Annotated in this window: 11 protein-coding genes; 8 read left to right on the top strand and 3 right to left on the bottom strand. The window is 70.1% G+C overall.

The window, feature by feature from the left end:
• The first annotated feature begins 288 nt into the window (after positions 1 to 288).
• The 6 genes from pdhA (at position 289) to BG418_RS27920 (ending at position 7,212) form a co-directional block, all read left to right on the top strand.
• Positions 289 to 1,440 (top strand): pyruvate dehydrogenase (acetyl-transferring) E1 component subunit alpha, encoded by a 1,152-nt coding sequence (pdhA, locus tag BG418_RS27895; protein ID WP_188276760.1) that lies wholly within the window; start codon positions 289 to 291, stop codon positions 1,438 to 1,440.
• A 2-nt stretch (positions 1,441 to 1,442) separates the two neighbouring features.
• The gene (locus BG418_RS27900) at positions 1,443 to 2,423 is read left to right on the top strand and encodes an alpha-ketoacid dehydrogenase subunit beta (RefSeq protein WP_188276761.1); all 981 of its coding nucleotides are present in this window, start codon (positions 1,443 to 1,445) and stop codon (positions 2,421 to 2,423) included.
• Positions 2,424 to 2,437: 14 nt separating this feature from the next.
• On the top strand, positions 2,438 to 3,844 hold the full coding sequence (locus BG418_RS27905; protein ID WP_188276762.1) for a dihydrolipoamide acetyltransferase family protein: 1,407 nt from the start codon (positions 2,438 to 2,440) through the stop codon (positions 3,842 to 3,844).
• A gap of 148 nt (positions 3,845 to 3,992) precedes the next feature.
• The gene (locus BG418_RS27910) at positions 3,993 to 5,120 is read left to right on the top strand and encodes a hypothetical protein (RefSeq protein WP_188276763.1); all 1,128 of its coding nucleotides are present in this window, start codon (positions 3,993 to 3,995) and stop codon (positions 5,118 to 5,120) included.
• 104 nt (positions 5,121 to 5,224) lie between these two features.
• Positions 5,225 to 5,899: a GntR family transcriptional regulator gene (locus BG418_RS27915; RefSeq protein ID WP_188276764.1), complete on the top strand. Its 675-nt coding sequence runs from the start codon at positions 5,225 to 5,227 to the stop codon at positions 5,897 to 5,899.
• Positions 5,896 to 7,212 carry a nitrate/nitrite transporter gene (locus BG418_RS27920; protein ID WP_188276765.1) on the top strand — a complete coding sequence of 439 codons (1,317 nt, stop codon included), beginning with the start codon at positions 5,896 to 5,898 and terminating at the stop codon, positions 7,210 to 7,212. Before BG418_RS27915 ends, BG418_RS27920 begins: the two co-directional genes overlap by 4 nt.
• Positions 7,213 to 7,228: 16 nt before the next feature.
• On the opposite strand, the gene BG418_RS27925 is transcribed toward BG418_RS27920, so the two are convergent.
• Positions 7,229 to 8,053: a maleylpyruvate isomerase family mycothiol-dependent enzyme gene (locus BG418_RS27925; RefSeq protein WP_188276766.1), complete on the bottom strand. Its 825-nt coding sequence runs from the start codon at positions 8,051 to 8,053 to the stop codon at positions 7,229 to 7,231.
• A gap of 140 nt (positions 8,054 to 8,193) precedes the next feature.
• Here BG418_RS27925 and BG418_RS27930 point away from each other — a divergent pair, with 140 nt between their 5' ends.
• Positions 8,194 to 8,973, top strand: coding sequence for a carbon-nitrogen family hydrolase (locus BG418_RS27930; RefSeq protein WP_188276767.1), 780 nt, complete (start codon positions 8,194 to 8,196; stop codon positions 8,971 to 8,973).
• Between the two features lie 15 nt (positions 8,974 to 8,988).
• On the opposite strand, the gene BG418_RS27935 is transcribed toward BG418_RS27930, so the two are convergent.
• Positions 8,989 to 9,495 (bottom strand): LURP-one-related/scramblase family protein, encoded by a 507-nt coding sequence (locus tag BG418_RS27935; RefSeq protein ID WP_188276768.1) that lies wholly within the window; start codon positions 9,493 to 9,495, stop codon positions 8,989 to 8,991.
• Between the two features lie 40 nt (positions 9,496 to 9,535).
• Here BG418_RS27935 and BG418_RS27940 point away from each other — a divergent pair, with 40 nt between their 5' ends.
• Positions 9,536 to 11,317: an NHL domain-containing thioredoxin family protein gene (locus BG418_RS27940; RefSeq protein ID WP_188276769.1), complete on the top strand. Its 1,782-nt coding sequence runs from the start codon at positions 9,536 to 9,538 to the stop codon at positions 11,315 to 11,317.
• Positions 11,318 to 11,331: 14 nt separating this feature from the next.
• On the opposite strand, the gene BG418_RS27945 is transcribed toward BG418_RS27940, so the two are convergent.
• On the bottom strand, positions 11,332 to 13,713 hold the full coding sequence (locus BG418_RS27945; protein WP_188276770.1) for a hypothetical protein: 2,382 nt from the start codon (positions 13,711 to 13,713) through the stop codon (positions 11,332 to 11,334).
• Between the last annotated feature and the right edge of the window lie 12 nt (positions 13,714 to 13,725).

The raw sequence follows: 13,725 nt of genomic DNA on the forward strand, positions 1-13,725 counted from the left end.
CCGTTGTTCCGGCGGCCTGCAAGGCTGTCATCAGTGCTGTGACCAGTGGTTGTTCCCCGCTTTCCGGATTTACTTGGAAATCCAAGCAAAATCGCAGGTCAAATGGGGTTTCGCAGTAATGCGCAGCACTGGGTAACGTGCCTATGACAGGGCGCTCGCCGGGGCACCTGTCACGCCTGTCCCGGCGAGGCGCACCCACCCCCGTGCACCCGCGACCGGAAGCAGGCGAGGAGCCGCAACTGGCCACACCGGCGAACCCGGGGGCCGGACAGACGGAGGAGCACGCACGTGACCGTGGAGAGCACTGCCGCGCGCAAACCGCGACGCAGCAGCAAGCGCACCGGTAGCAGCGCCGGGAAGGCTGTCGCCGATCCCCAGCTCGTACAGCTGCTGACGCCCGAGGGCGAGCGGGTCGAGCACCCTGACTACGACGTTGACCTGAGCCCCGAGGAGCTGCGCGGTCTCTACCGCGACATGGTGCTGACCCGGCGTTTCGACGCCGAGGCCACCGCACTGCAGCGCCAGGGCGAGCTGGGTCTGTGGGCCTCGCTGCTGGGCCAGGAGGCCGCCCAGATCGGCTCCGGCCGCGCGCTGCGCGACGACGACTACGTGTTCCCCACGTACCGAGAGCACGGCGTCGCCTGGTGCCGCGGAGTCGACCCCACCAATCTGCTCGGCATGTTCCGCGGCGTGAACCACGGCGGCTGGGACCCCAACAGCAACAACTTCCACCTGTACACGATCGTCATCGGCTCGCAGACGCTGCACGCGACCGGTTACGCCATGGGTGTGGCCAAGGACGGCGCGGACTCGGCGGTCATCGCCTACTTCGGCGACGGCGCCTCCAGCCAGGGCGATGTCGCGGAATCGTTCACGTTCTCCGCCGTCTACAACGCCCCGGTCGTGTTCTTCTGCCAGAACAACCAGTGGGCGATCTCGGAGCCGACCGAGAAGCAGACCCGGGTGCCGCTCTACCAGCGCGCCCAGGGCTACGGCTTCCCGGGCGTCCGGGTCGACGGCAACGACGTCCTGGCGTGCCTGGCCGTGACCCGGTCCGCCCTTGAGCGCGCCCGGCGCGGCGAGGGCCCGACCCTGGTCGAGGCGTTCACGTACCGGATGGGCGCGCACACCACCTCCGACGACCCCACGAAGTACCGGGCCGACGAGGAGCGCGAGGCGTGGGAGGCCAAGGACCCGATCCTGCGGCTGCGCACCTACCTGGAGAAGGCGGGCCACGCCGACGAGGCCTTCTTCGCCTCCCTGGAGGAGGAGTCGGAGACGCTCGGCAAGCGTGTGCGCGAGGCGGTGCGGGCGATGCCCGACCCCGACCGGATGGCGATCTTCGAGAACATCTACGCCGACGGGCACGCGCTCGTCGACGAGGAGCGGGCCCAGTTCGCGGCCTACCAGGCGTCGTTCGCGGACGGGGAGGGCAAGTAGCCATGACCGTACAGAAGCTTCCCATCGCCAAGGCGATCAACGAATCGTTGCGCAAGGCCATGGAGACCGACCCCAAGGTCCTCATCATGGGCGAGGACGTCGGCAAGCTCGGCGGCGTCTTCCGGGTCACCGACGGACTGCAGAAGGACTTCGGCGAGGGCCGGGTCATCGACACGCCGCTCGCCGAGTCCGGCATCGTCGGCACCGCGATCGGCCTGGCCCTGCGCGGCTACCGCCCGGTCGTGGAGATCCAGTTCGACGGCTTCGTCTTCCCGGCGTACGACCAGATCGTCACCCAGCTCGCGAAGATGCACGCCCGCGCGCTCGGCAAGATCAAGCTGCCGGTCGTCATCCGTATCCCCTACGGCGGCGGCATCGGCGCGGTCGAGCACCACAGCGAGTCGCCCGAGGCGCTGTTCGCGCACGTCCCGGGCCTGAAGGTGGTCTCGCCCTCGAACGCGTCGGACGCGTACTGGATGATGCAGCAGGCCATCCAGAGCGACGACCCGATCATCTACTTCGAGCCGAAGCGGCGTTACTGGGACAAGGGCGAGGTCGACACCGACGCCATCCCCGGCCCGCTGCACAAGGCCCGTACGGTCCGCGAGGGTTCGGACCTGACCCTGGTCGCGTACGGCCCGATGGTGAAGGTCTGCCAGGAGGCGGCCGCCGCGGCTCAGGAGGAGGGCAAGTCGGTCGAGGTCGTGGACCTGCGCTCGATGTCCCCGATCGACTTCGACGCGGTGCAGGCGTCGGTGGAGAAGACGGGCCGTCTGGTGGTCGTCCACGAGGCGCCGGTCTTCTACGGCGCGGGCGCGGAGATCGCCGCGCGGATCACCGAGCGCAGCTTCTACCACCTGGAGGCCCCGGTGCTCCGGGTCGGCGGCTACCACGCCCCGTACCCGCCGGCGCGCCTGGAGGAGGAGTACCTGCCGGGCCTTGACCGGGTGCTCGACGCCGTCGACCGCTCGCTGGCGTACTGAGGAGTCCCGTGACCATGACTGAAACTTCTGCCCGCTTCCGCGAGTTCAAGATGCCGGACGTCGGCGAGGGGCTCACCGAGGCGGAGATCCTCAAGTGGTACGTCCAGCCCGGTGACACCGTCACGGACGGCCAGGTCGTGTGCGAGGTGGAGACGGCGAAGGCGGCCGTCGAACTGCCCATTCCCTACGACGGTGTGGTGCACGAGCTGCGCTTCCCCGAGGGCACGACAGTGGACGTCGGCGAGGTGATCATCTCGGTGGACGTGGCGCCGGGCTCCGGCGAGCCGGTCGCCGAGGCCGCTGCTGAAGCCGCCGCGCCCGTCCAGGCCCCCGTCACGGAGGCTGCCGAGGCCGACGAGGATGCCGCGCCCAAGGGCCGCCAGCCGGTCCTCGTCGGGTACGGCGTCGCCGAGTCCTCGACCAAGCGCCGTCCGCGCAAGGTGACTTCGGTTCCCGAGCAGGCGGCGGCCGCGGCCGTGCAGGCCGAGCTGAACGGCCATGCGGCCCCGCCGGTGGCCAAGCCGCTGGCGAAGCCGCCGGTCCGCAAGCTGGCCAAGGACCTGGGCATCGACCTCGCGACCGTGGTCCCCACCGGCCCGGACGGCATCATCACCCGCGCGGACGTCCACGCGGCAGCCGCACCCGCTCCGGTGGCCGAGCCGGTCGACGTTTCACGTGAAACAACGCCCGTTCCCACGGCGGAAGTTCAGCCCGCCGGTGCCCGTGAGACCCGTATCCCCGTCAAGGGCGTACGCAAGGCGACCGCGGCGGCGATGGTGGGTTCGGCGTTCACGGCCCCGCATGTCACGGAGTTCGTGACGGTGGACGTGACCCGCACGATGAAGCTGGTCGAGGAGCTCAAGGGCGACAAGGAGATGGCGGGCCTGCGGGTCAACCCGCTCCTGCTCATCGCCAAGGCCCTGCTCGTCGCCATCAAGCGCAACCCCGACGTCAACGCGTCGTGGGACGAGGCGGCGCAGGAGATCGTCCTCAAGCACTATGTGAACCTGGGCATCGCGGCCGCCACGCCGCGCGGTCTGATCGTCCCGAACATCAAGGACGCCCACGACAAGACGCTGCCGCAACTGGCTGCCGCGCTGGGTGACTTGGTGTCGACGGCCCGCGAGGGCAAGACGTCGCCCGCCGCGATGCAGAACGGTACGGTCACGATCACCAACGTCGGCGTCTTCGGCGTCGACACCGGCACGCCGATCCTCAACCCCGGCGAGTCGGCGATCCTGGCGGTCGGTGCGATCAAGCTCCAGCCGTGGGTCCACAAGGGCAAGGTGAAGCCGCGTCAGGTCACCACCCTGGCGCTGTCGTTCGACCACCGTCTGGTCGACGGCGAGCTCGGCTCCAAGGTCCTGGCGGATGTCGCCGCGATCCTTGAGCAGCCGAAGCGGCTCATCACCTGGGCGTAGCAGTACGGCAGTTGCGCCCCCGGCCGCTCAGCGGCGTGCCGGGGGCCGCGACCGCCTGAACGCTTTCCCCACCCCGCAATCGCGGTCACCTCGGATCTTGACGCGATCTTGTCGCTCCGGCTTGATCATGTAGGCGCAGAATGACTGCGTGGTACCGAAACAGGACAAGCCGTCCCGTACAACGGACGGCTCACCGCGCCCGCGCAACCGCGGCGGGCTCATCTACTCCGCGACGCTCGGCGTCGCCTTCGCACTCATCGCGGCCTGGCTGCTCCTCGTGAACATGCCGCGCGCGCTCGACTCGGAGCGCGACTTCCGGGCCGCCGTCGACTGCCCCGCGCAGTCGCAGGCCCAGTCCCGGTCCGAGCCCCCGTCCGACGAGGACTGTCTGCGCTCCGTTCCCGCGCACGTCGACCACACCCGGGACGCCCGGCGCAAGACGCCGACCTACTGGATGTACGTGAAGCTGGCCGACGGGACGACCGACCGGGCCCGCCTTGAGGGGAGCCCCGGGGACCTGGCCGGCAAGCAGGTCCACGTCCGCTACTGGCGCGGCCAGATCCGGGCCGTCCACTTCGCGGACGGCTGGCAGTCCGCCTACGCCGAACCGATCGGCAACTGGCGCCCGTTCGCCGCCTGGGGGCTCGGCCTCGGCGTCTTCAGTACGGGGTTCCTGTGGTCCGCGTACTGGTGGGCCCGGCGTTCGGGTTCCTCGCCCAGGGCCAACCCCTGGCAGGTCGCGCTGCCGCCGGCGGCCGCGCTCTGCGTCGGCGGGTTCGCCGCCGTCCTCGCCATGCTGGCCGGCAGTGTCCAAGACGCCCTCCTCGGCACCGCCGGGGCCGTCGTCGTCGGCCTGGTGGCGTGCCTGCTGACCGGCTTCGTCCTCGCGCGGCGGGGGACCGAGGACGACACCGTCGAGGTCGCCCCCGTCGTTCCCGGGACCGGCGAGGAGATCTTCCCCGGCGTCGTCCTCGGGGACGTGCCGTACCGCGCGGGCAACGGCGGTGGCTTTCTCGTGACCGGCCCGGGTCTGTTCGCGACCACCCCCGACCCCACCGGCGCGTTCGCCCGTACGTCCGTGCCGCGCACCCTCGTCCCGCAGCGCGTTCGACGCCCGTACTGGACCGACCCGGGCGGCGGCGACTACCCGGCCGAAACGTTGGTCGTGGAGTGCCGGGACGGGGAGACGCAGGTGCTCGTCGTCACCGAGAAGAAGAACGTGGGGCGGGTGCTGGGGGCGCTGGAGACGGCCTCCGGCCACAGCACCACGGCCTGAGCCAAGCCGCCACCACGGCCTGAGCGAATCCACCGCAGGGGGCGTCCGTCCCGCGATCCGGACGCCCCTTTCTCACGTACACCCGTTGTATCTATCCTGTGCGCATGCCCGCCGCGCCCTCTCCCGTAAAGCAGTTGTCCGTCAAGCAGCCCCCTGCCGCCGACCGCGTGTACATGCACGTCAAGCAGGCCGTACTCGACCGGCGTTACGAGGGCGGCACGCTGCTCACCGAGGGGGAGCTGGCCGAGGCGGTCGGGGTTTCGCGCACACCCGTACGGGAAGCGCTGCTGAAGCTCGAAGTGGAAGGGCTGATCCGGCTCTACCCCAAGAAGGGCGCGCTCGTCCTCGCCGTCTCCGCGCAGGAGACCGCTGACGTGGTCGAGACCCGGCTCCTGGTCGAGGAGTTCGCCGTACGCAAGGCGGTGCCCGCGCCCGAGCGGCTGATCGCGCGGCTCGAAGAGCTGCTGGCGGAGCAGAAGGCGAACGCCGCGTCCGGGGACCTCGCCGCCGTCGCCGTCACCGACCGCTGCTTCCACGCCGAGATCGTGCGCAATGCCGGGAACGACATCCTGTCGCGGCTCTACGACCAGATGCGCGACCGGCAGCTGCGGATGGGCGTCGCCGTGATGCACGCCCAGCCCGACCGGATCGCCAAGAACATCGTCGAGCACGAGGAGATGCTGGACGCCATCCGCGCCGGGGACGCCGAACGCGCCGCGCACTGTGTGCGCCAGCACCTGAGCTGGGTCAAGGTCCTGGTCCGGGGCGACGCCCGATGAGCGGGCCCGAAGCCGGCGGCCCCGCGCGCCCCGACACCCCCGCCCCCCTCGGCGGCCGCCGGGCCCTGATCGTCTGGGGCATCGGCGTCGCCGTCTACTTCGTCGCCGTCATCTTCCGCACCAGCCTGGGCGTGGCCGGGCTCGACGCCGCCGACCGCTTCCACGTCAACGCCTCCGCGCTCTCCACCTTCTCCATACTCCAGCTGCTGGTCTACGCCGGTATGCAGATACCCGTCGGCCTCATGGTCGACCGGCTCGGCACCAAGAAGGTGCTGACCCTCGGCGTCGTGCTGTTCACCCTCGGCCAGCTCGGCTTCGCGCTCTCGCCCTCGTACGGCACCGCCCTCGCCTCCCGCGCGCTGCTCGGCTGCGGCGACGCGATGACGTTCATCAGCGTGCTGCGGCTCGGCTCGCGCTGGTTCCCGGCCCGGCGCGGGCCGCTGATCGCGCAGGTCGCGGCGTTGTTCGGGATGGCGGGCAACCTCGTCTCCACCATCGTCATCGCCCGCGCGCTGCACGGGATCGGCTGGACGAAGACGTTCGCGGGCAGCTCGCTGGCCGGTGTGGTCGTGCTCGTCCTGCTGCTGCTCTTCCTCAAGGACCACCCCGAGGGCCACGAGCCCGCGCCCGCCGCGCACGCCGGGGGCGCGTACGTACGCCGTCAGATCGCGGCGTCCTGGCGCGAGCCGGGGACGCGCCTGGGGATGTGGGTGCACTTCACCACCCAGTTCCCGGCGATGGTGTTCCTGCTGCTGTGGGGGATGCCGTTCCTCGTCGAGGCGCAGGGGCTCTCCCGGGGCACGGCCGGTGAGCTGCTGACCCTCGTCGTGCTCTCCAACATGGTCGTCGGTCTGGTGTACGGGCAGCTCATCGCGCGCCACCACGAGGCCCGGCTGCCGCTCGCGCTGGGGACGGTGGGGGCGACGGCGGCGCTGTGGGGGGCAGTGGTCGCGTATCCCGCGCCGCACACGCCGATGTGGCTGCTCATCACGCTCTGCGTGGTGCTCGGCGCCTGCGGGCCCGCCTCGATGATCGGGTTCGACTTCTCCCGGCCCGCGAACCCGCCCGAGCGCCAGGGCACGGCGTCCGGCATCACCAACATGGGCGGCTTCGTCGCGTCCATGACGACCCTGCTCGCCGTCGGCGTCCTGCTGGACGCGACCGGCGACAACTACCGGATCGCCTTCTCCTCGGTGTTCGTGCTCGAAGCGCTCGGCGTCGTACAGATCCTGCGGCTGCGCTCGCGCGCGGCCCACCGCGAACGCGAGCACCTGGTGGCGAGCCGGGTGGAGGCGGTCCACGTCACGGTGTGAGGACCCGCAGAGGTCCCTACGGCGTCACCGCGAAGTGCCGCAGGATCGCCTGCGCCAGCTCCTGGTCGCCCTCGGTCTTCACCCGGTCCACCACCGCGTGCGGGCGGACCCGGCCGCAGGCGAGCCGCATGAACGTCTCCCAGTCCATCGAGAGCGTCGCCAGCGGCCCCAGCGACGGCGCGCCGTCGACCGTTCCGTGCCCCTCGGCGTCGACCCGTACCGTCCGCAGGAATTCCACCGGCCCGTGGATGTCGAAGACGACCGCCGAGCTCGGCGGGGCGCCCGCGTCCTTGGCGACCACCTTCGGCAGCGTGTGCAGCAGGATGTCGCGGGCCACGTACGCGCCCGGCGAGTCCAGGTTGCCCGGCTTGCCGAGCGCCGTGCGCAGATCCTGCTCGTGCACCCACACGTCGAACGCCCGCATCCGCAGCGCCAGTTCCAGGGTCTGCTCGGCGCCGAGCGGCGCGCGGACCATGGTGTCGGGCGCCCGGTTCTCGTTGCGCAGCTGCCGCGCCCGGCGGATGACCGTGTACTCCAGCTCCGAGGTCATCTCCGGCGCGGTGTGGTGTCTGCGCACATCGACCTGCATCTCCATGTAGCGCGCGAACTCACTCTGTACGTGGTAGAGATCGCGCGGCAACGTATGGATCGGCCGTGGGTCGCCGAGCTGTTCGCACTCCATCCCGATGATGTGCGACACGATGTCGCGCACCGACCACGACGGGCACGGCGTGGCACGGTTCCACTCGCCCTCGACGAGCGGCAGCACCAGCTCGGTTATCGCCTCGATGGAGTGGGTCCAGGCGTCGGCGTAGGTCTGGAGGCTGGGATGGACGGTCACGGGACCCCTCGGCGGTTCTGTACGTACGCGGGCTGGGTGCTGTGGCAGTTAAGTTACGCTGCCGAAAGGCACCCCGGCAGTGCTTTCGTGTGACGATCGTAGGCCCGTGTTGACAACTCGAATGCCAGGACGGTGGTAGTGTGCGCGCCTCTCTCATCCAATTCGGTGTAGAGCCCCAGGAACCGGTCGATTCCCGCAGGCAGCGGGCGGCTTCGTTGGTACGCGAGCAGCGGGGCAGCGACCTCGTGGTGCTCCCGGAGCTGTGGACGGTCGGCGCGTTCGCGTACGAGAGCTTCGAGTCCGAGGCGGAGTCGGTTTCTGACGGACCGACGTTTTCGGCCATGTCAAAGGCCGCGCGGGACGCGGGAGTCTGGCTGCACGCCGGGTCCGTGCCCGAGCGGGCGGCGGACGGCGGCCTCTACAACACGTCCCTGGTCTTCACGCCCGAGGGCGAACTCGCGGCCACGTACCGGAAGATCCACCGCTTCGGCTTCGACCAGGGCGAGGCGCTGCTGATGAGCGCGGGCACCGAACTGGTCACCGTGGCGCTCCCGGAGACCGTGGCGGGCCTCGCCACCTGCTACGACCTGCGCTTCCCGGAGCTGTTCCGGGGCCTGGTCGACGCGGGCGCCCAGACCTTCGTGATCCCGGCGGGCTGGCCCGCCAAGCGCCTGGCCCACTGGACGCTGCTCGCGCGCGCCCGTGCGGTCGAGAACCAGGCGTACGTCCTGGCCTGCGGCACCGGCGGCACCCACGCGGGCGTCGAGCAGGCGGGCCACAGCGTGGTCGTCGACCCCTGGGGCGAGGTCCTGGCGGAGGCGGGCGAGGGCGAGGAGGTCCTGACGGTGGACCTGGACATGTCGAGGGTGGCGACGACGAGGGAGCAGTTCCCGGCGCTGAAGGACCGACGGCTGGGGTAGCGGGGTCCTGCGGGATCAGTCCTCCTCGTGATCGCGCTCCCGATCCCTCTCGTCCATCCTGATCACGCACACCACCACCGCGATCAGCAGCGCCGCGTCGGCGTCCTCGCGGACGACGTTCACCGCGTACGTCTCGCGCACCCGGAACCAGCGGCGCGAGACATGGGCGAGGAGCTCACCGTCGTATTCGACGGCGAACTCGCGGTCCAGGATCTTGCCCGAGACGTCGAGTTCGGTGCCCTCGACCAGCTGGACGCGGTAGTGGTTGCGCAGCAGCGAGAGGCGTTTGCGGCGGATCGTGGCGAGCGGGCGTTCGTCGCGCTCGATCGTCATCGCGTCCCGGATGCTGAACATCTTCTTCCGCAGGGTGATCAGCACGCGCCCGGTCGGATCCTTCAGCTCCAGCGTGTCCCGCAGCCGCAGCGCCTTGCCGTCGACCAGGAAGGCCTGGCGGCCGTCCTCGGTCTCGATCCAGTAGTCGTCACCGATCGCGAAGATCTTGTCGCGCACCAGATATTTCATGGCGGAATGCGTACCCAGGCTTTTGCTGTTGGATGGGGGTATGGCTACACGTGCACGCGTTCGGGCCCCCGAGCTCATCGGCAAGGGCGGCTGGCTGAACACCGGTGATCAGCAGTACACCCTCGCCGACCTGCGGGGCAGGATCGTCATCCTGGACTTCTGGACGTTCTGCTGCATCAACTGTCTGCATGTCCTGGACGAGCTGCGGGAGCTGGAGGAGAAGCACCGGGACACCGTGGTGATCATCGGTGTGCACTCGCCGAAGTTCGTCCACGAGGCCGACCACCAGGCCGTCGTCGACGCCGTCGAGCGCTACCAGGTGCACCACCCGGTCCTGGACGACCCGGAGCTCGCGACCTGGAAGCAGTACGCCGTACGGGCCTGGCCCACGCTCGTCGTGATCGACCCCGAGGGGTACATCGTCGGCCAGCACGCGGGCGAGGGGCATGCCCATGCCATCGCGAAGCTGGTGGAGGAGCTGGAGGCCGAGCACGCGGCGAAGGGGACGCTGCGGCGCGGGGACGGGCCGTACGTGCCGCCGGAGCCGGTCGCGACCGATCTGCGCTTCCCCGGCAAGGCGGTCGTGCTGCCGGGCAGCGGGAACTTCCTGGTCTCGGACTCGACGAGGCACCAGCTGGTCGAGCTGGAGCCGGACGGCGAGACGGTCGTACGGCGTATCGGCGACGGCGACTTCAAGGAGCCGCAGGGGCTCGCGGTGCTGCCCGACGGGCGGGTGATCGTCGCGGACACCGTGAACCACGCGCTGCGGGTGTTCGACCCGGCGAGCGGCACGGTGGAGCGGGTCGCCGGTACCGGCAAGCAGTGGTGGCAGGGCTCGCCCACGTCCGGGCCGGCCCTGGACGTCGACCTCTCCTCGCCGTGGGACGTCGCCTGGTGGCAGGGCAAGGTGTGGATCGCCATGGCCGGTGTCCACCAGCTGTGGACGTACGACCCGTCGGCCGGCACGGTCGAGGTCGCGGCCGGGACGACGCAGGAGGGGCTGGTCGACGGGCCCGCCACCGAGGCGTGGTTCGCGCAGCCGTCCGGCCTCGCGGCGACGGAGGAGCACCTGTGGGTCGCGGACTCGGAGAATTCCGCGCTGCGGTACGTGGAGCGCGAGGGTTCCTCGTACGTGGTGCGTACGGCGGTCGGGACCGGCCTGTTCGACTTCGGCCACCGGGACGGCGAGGCCGGGCAGGCGCTGCTCCAGCATCCGCTCGGCGTGACCGCCCTGCCGGACGGCTCGGTGGCGCTGTCCGACACGTACAACCACGCGCTGCGCCGTTACGACCCTTCGAACGGTGAAGTGACCACCCTGGCCACGGACTTGCGCGAGCCCAGCGACGCGGTGCTCGTCGGGGACGACATCGTGGTGGTCGAGTCCGCTCGGCACCGGCTGACGCGGCTTCGACTGCCGGAGTCGGCGGTACGGGTGGACGCGGTGGCCCACCGCACCCAGCGCGCGGCAACGGAAGTCGCCCCGGGCAAGCTCCAGTTGGACGTGGTCTTCCAGGCCCCGACGGGCCAGAAACTGGACACGCGGTACGGGCCGTCGACGCGGCTGCTGGTGTCTTCGACGCCGCCGGAGCTGCTGCTGTCCGGCGCGGGTACGGGTACGGAGCTGTCCCGTGAGCTCGCGCTGGACCCCTCGGTCACCGAGGGGGTCCTGCACGTTTCAGCGATGGCCGCGTCCTGTGATGACGATCCGGCGAACGAGTACCCCGCTTGCCATGTCCATCAGCAGGACTGGGGGGTGCCGGTGCGCCTCACTGCGGGCGGTGCGACCCGCCTGCCGTTGGTGCTCGCAGGGATGGACGAGTAGCAGCCGGAGCGGGGCTAGGCCGGCACCTCCGAGTCATCCGGGTCCTCCAGGTCGCTCTCCTCCGGATCCAGGCTGTCCGTGATCCGCCGACGCAGGTTCTCCACGTCGGTCTGGATGCCGATGAGCAACTTGTGCAGGTCATCCAGGAGTTCGATGGGCACGATCGGCGTGTGGCTGCCGACCTCTGGTTCCAGTGCGTGGAGGTCGTCCAAGGCGTCGCGGGCCGCTTGCACACCGAGGCGAAGGGTCTTGCGGTGCTCCGCCGCGCGCTGGCTGGGGGGCCGCAGGGGCTCGAACGCGGGGGCCGGGGCCTCAAGGGCGGGATGGGATTCTCCGGTCCCGCCCTCGGTCGGGCCGAACCGGAAGGTTGCGGGGATGGCGTCCGGGGCGCTCAGGGATCCACGCCCGTTCGCACCGCTCCCCTCGTCGCCGCCCGCGGAGTCCGCCTCGGTGGTCTGCGTGAACGTCCCCTGAGCAGGGACGGTCGTGTTGCCGGATTGAGCCCTGAGGACTGTCCGATCCGCCCGATCGGGATCGGACGCCGCCACGACGTCCCACTCGTAGAGCAGCACCGGAACGCCGTCGGCGTTCCGGGCGATCTTGTCCGGAGCGTCGAGATCGACTTTGAAGTAGACGTACGGCGTCTCAGTGGGCTCGGCGGACTCCTTGGCGGTGAGGCTGTGCCTGGTGACGGCGTTCTGCGGCAGGGCGTTTTCGCGGAACGTGTTCGCGGCCAGAGCCAGTGTCCACAGGCCCAGTTCGTTGTCCTGCCGGGAGAGCCCCTCGACAACCTTGGACACGTCGGTCCGGAACGGCACTCCGCCCCTTTCCTTCGGGATACCGAGCGACGAACCGACGTTCCGGGTGAGCAGCTTGTCGGCGATCAAGGCCACCCCGCCGGCCACGGCCAAGGTGCAGCGGGCATCGGTGTCTCCGGCAAGGGCCGGTGCAACCAGCGTGGTGAAGTCCGCCGTGGGGGCCGGACGCCACTCCCCGGTGACAATGCCCGTCAGCACACCACCGTTCTTCCAGGCGTTGCGCGCCTGCGTGGTGACGAGCTTTTTCTTGGAGCGCCAGGGCAGGTCGATGATCGGCCCGAGAAGGTCCCCGAAGCCCTTCATACTCATGCGCTTGCCGCCCTTGATGGCCTTCGCCTGGTCCTTCAGCAGTTCCAGCATGTCGGGCTGGGTCAGTGCGTTCACCAGGTACACGGCACGCCAGAGCGCGGTGCCGGGGGGCTGAGGGGCGCCGCCGAACACCTCGGGAAGGGCGGTGACCGGAATTCGACCCGTGGCAAGTCCGTACACGTCCTGGAGTTCGGCGCTGCTCCAGCGTGGATCGTCCAGCTGGATGACCCGTTTCAACGCACGAGTGATGACCTCGACGTTCTGTGCCGCGTCGTTCCATGGCTGGAACTCGACGTGTACCGATGCCAGTACGGACCGGATGGCGTCGTCGAAGACGTCCTCGGGGGACAGTGCGCGGCCCGCGTGGCCCTCGACACCGACGGCGATCTGGGCGGGAACGACATAGGACTGGGCGATCTCCGCCGCGCGCTGCCCCGGCGCCGCGCCCTTCAGCTCGGCATCGAACTCGTCCCGGATCGCCCGGCGCCACTGCTTGCGGTGTTGCTCCAACCGCTGCGCGAGACCGGAGCCCCGGCCCTGGCCCAGTCCTTCCAGAGGGGTGCCCAGCAGGGCGTCTCGGGCAAGGCCAGCCACGTCTGCTTTGTCGGCGCCGTGCCCGGCGAGTACGGCCCAGGCGCTGGCCAGGCGGGTGATGCCGTCCCGGACGACGAGCGCGTGGATTGGCTCGGTGCCGTCCTCGAAGACGATCTCGACGGGATGGATGATCAGGTTCCGGGTGACCGAACGGGTCAGGATAGACGACGCGTAGCTGTGGAGACTCAAGGTGTCGTGGACGGTCTGCCACACGTGATCCCGAAGGTGGGCGAAGCTTCGGTAGCGGTACTGGAGCGCGGCGCTCGGACGGCCGTCCTGGGTGAGTCCGTGTACTTGGGGGTCCGGCACCTCTGTGACCGACATACCAGTACGTGGTTGAGGACCGGGGATCAGCTCGCTCAGCAGGACACGGGTGATGCCCGAATGCAGCGTGGCGCCCTCCAGGTTCTCAACCATGAGCAGCCCGGAGAGCCCGTCGGTGGCCGGGTGCAGTTGGTGTGCCAGTGCGTGCGGAAGCGAGGTGGCCCGGGCTATGGCTGCCCAGCAACCATCCGGAAGTTGTGCGTCCGGATTGGCCCTCCCCGCCGCGGTGACCGCGGTGACTTGGGCGTCCATGGACTCGGTGGGCAGCCGGTGGGCGATGTTGGTCGCCTGGATCTTCTCTGATCCCCAAAGGACTTCAAGGGAGAGGGGTGCGGGGGTGCCGGTGGGCATGGTGCGAGCCTC

The sequence above is a fragment of the Streptomyces sp. CBMA152 genome (genome assembly GCF_014596475.1).
In the GTDB taxonomy this organism is placed as follows: Bacteria; Actinomycetota; Actinomycetes; order Streptomycetales; family Streptomycetaceae; genus Streptomyces.

Coding starts and splice junctions, on each gene's coding strand:
- BG418_RS27900 (WP_188276761.1), top strand. CDS start 1,443: ATGACCGTACAGAAGCTTCCCATCGCCAAGGCGATCAACGAATCGTTG.
- BG418_RS27905 (WP_188276762.1), top strand. CDS start 2,438: ATGACTGAAACTTCTGCCCGCTTCCGCGAGTTCAAGATGCCGGACGTC.
- BG418_RS27920 (WP_188276765.1), top strand. CDS start 5,896: ATGAGCGGGCCCGAAGCCGGCGGCCCCGCGCGCCCCGACACCCCCGCC.
- BG418_RS27935 (WP_188276768.1), bottom strand. CDS start 9,495: ATGAAATATCTGGTGCGCGACAAGATCTTCGCGATCGGTGACGACTAC.
- BG418_RS27940 (WP_188276769.1), top strand. CDS start 9,536: ATGGCTACACGTGCACGCGTTCGGGCCCCCGAGCTCATCGGCAAGGGC.
- BG418_RS27945 (WP_188276770.1), bottom strand. CDS start 13,713: ATGCCCACCGGCACCCCCGCACCCCTCTCCCTTGAAGTCCTTTGGGGA.
- BG418_RS27915 (WP_188276764.1), top strand. CDS start 5,225: ATGCCCGCCGCGCCCTCTCCCGTAAAGCAGTTGTCCGTCAAGCAGCCC.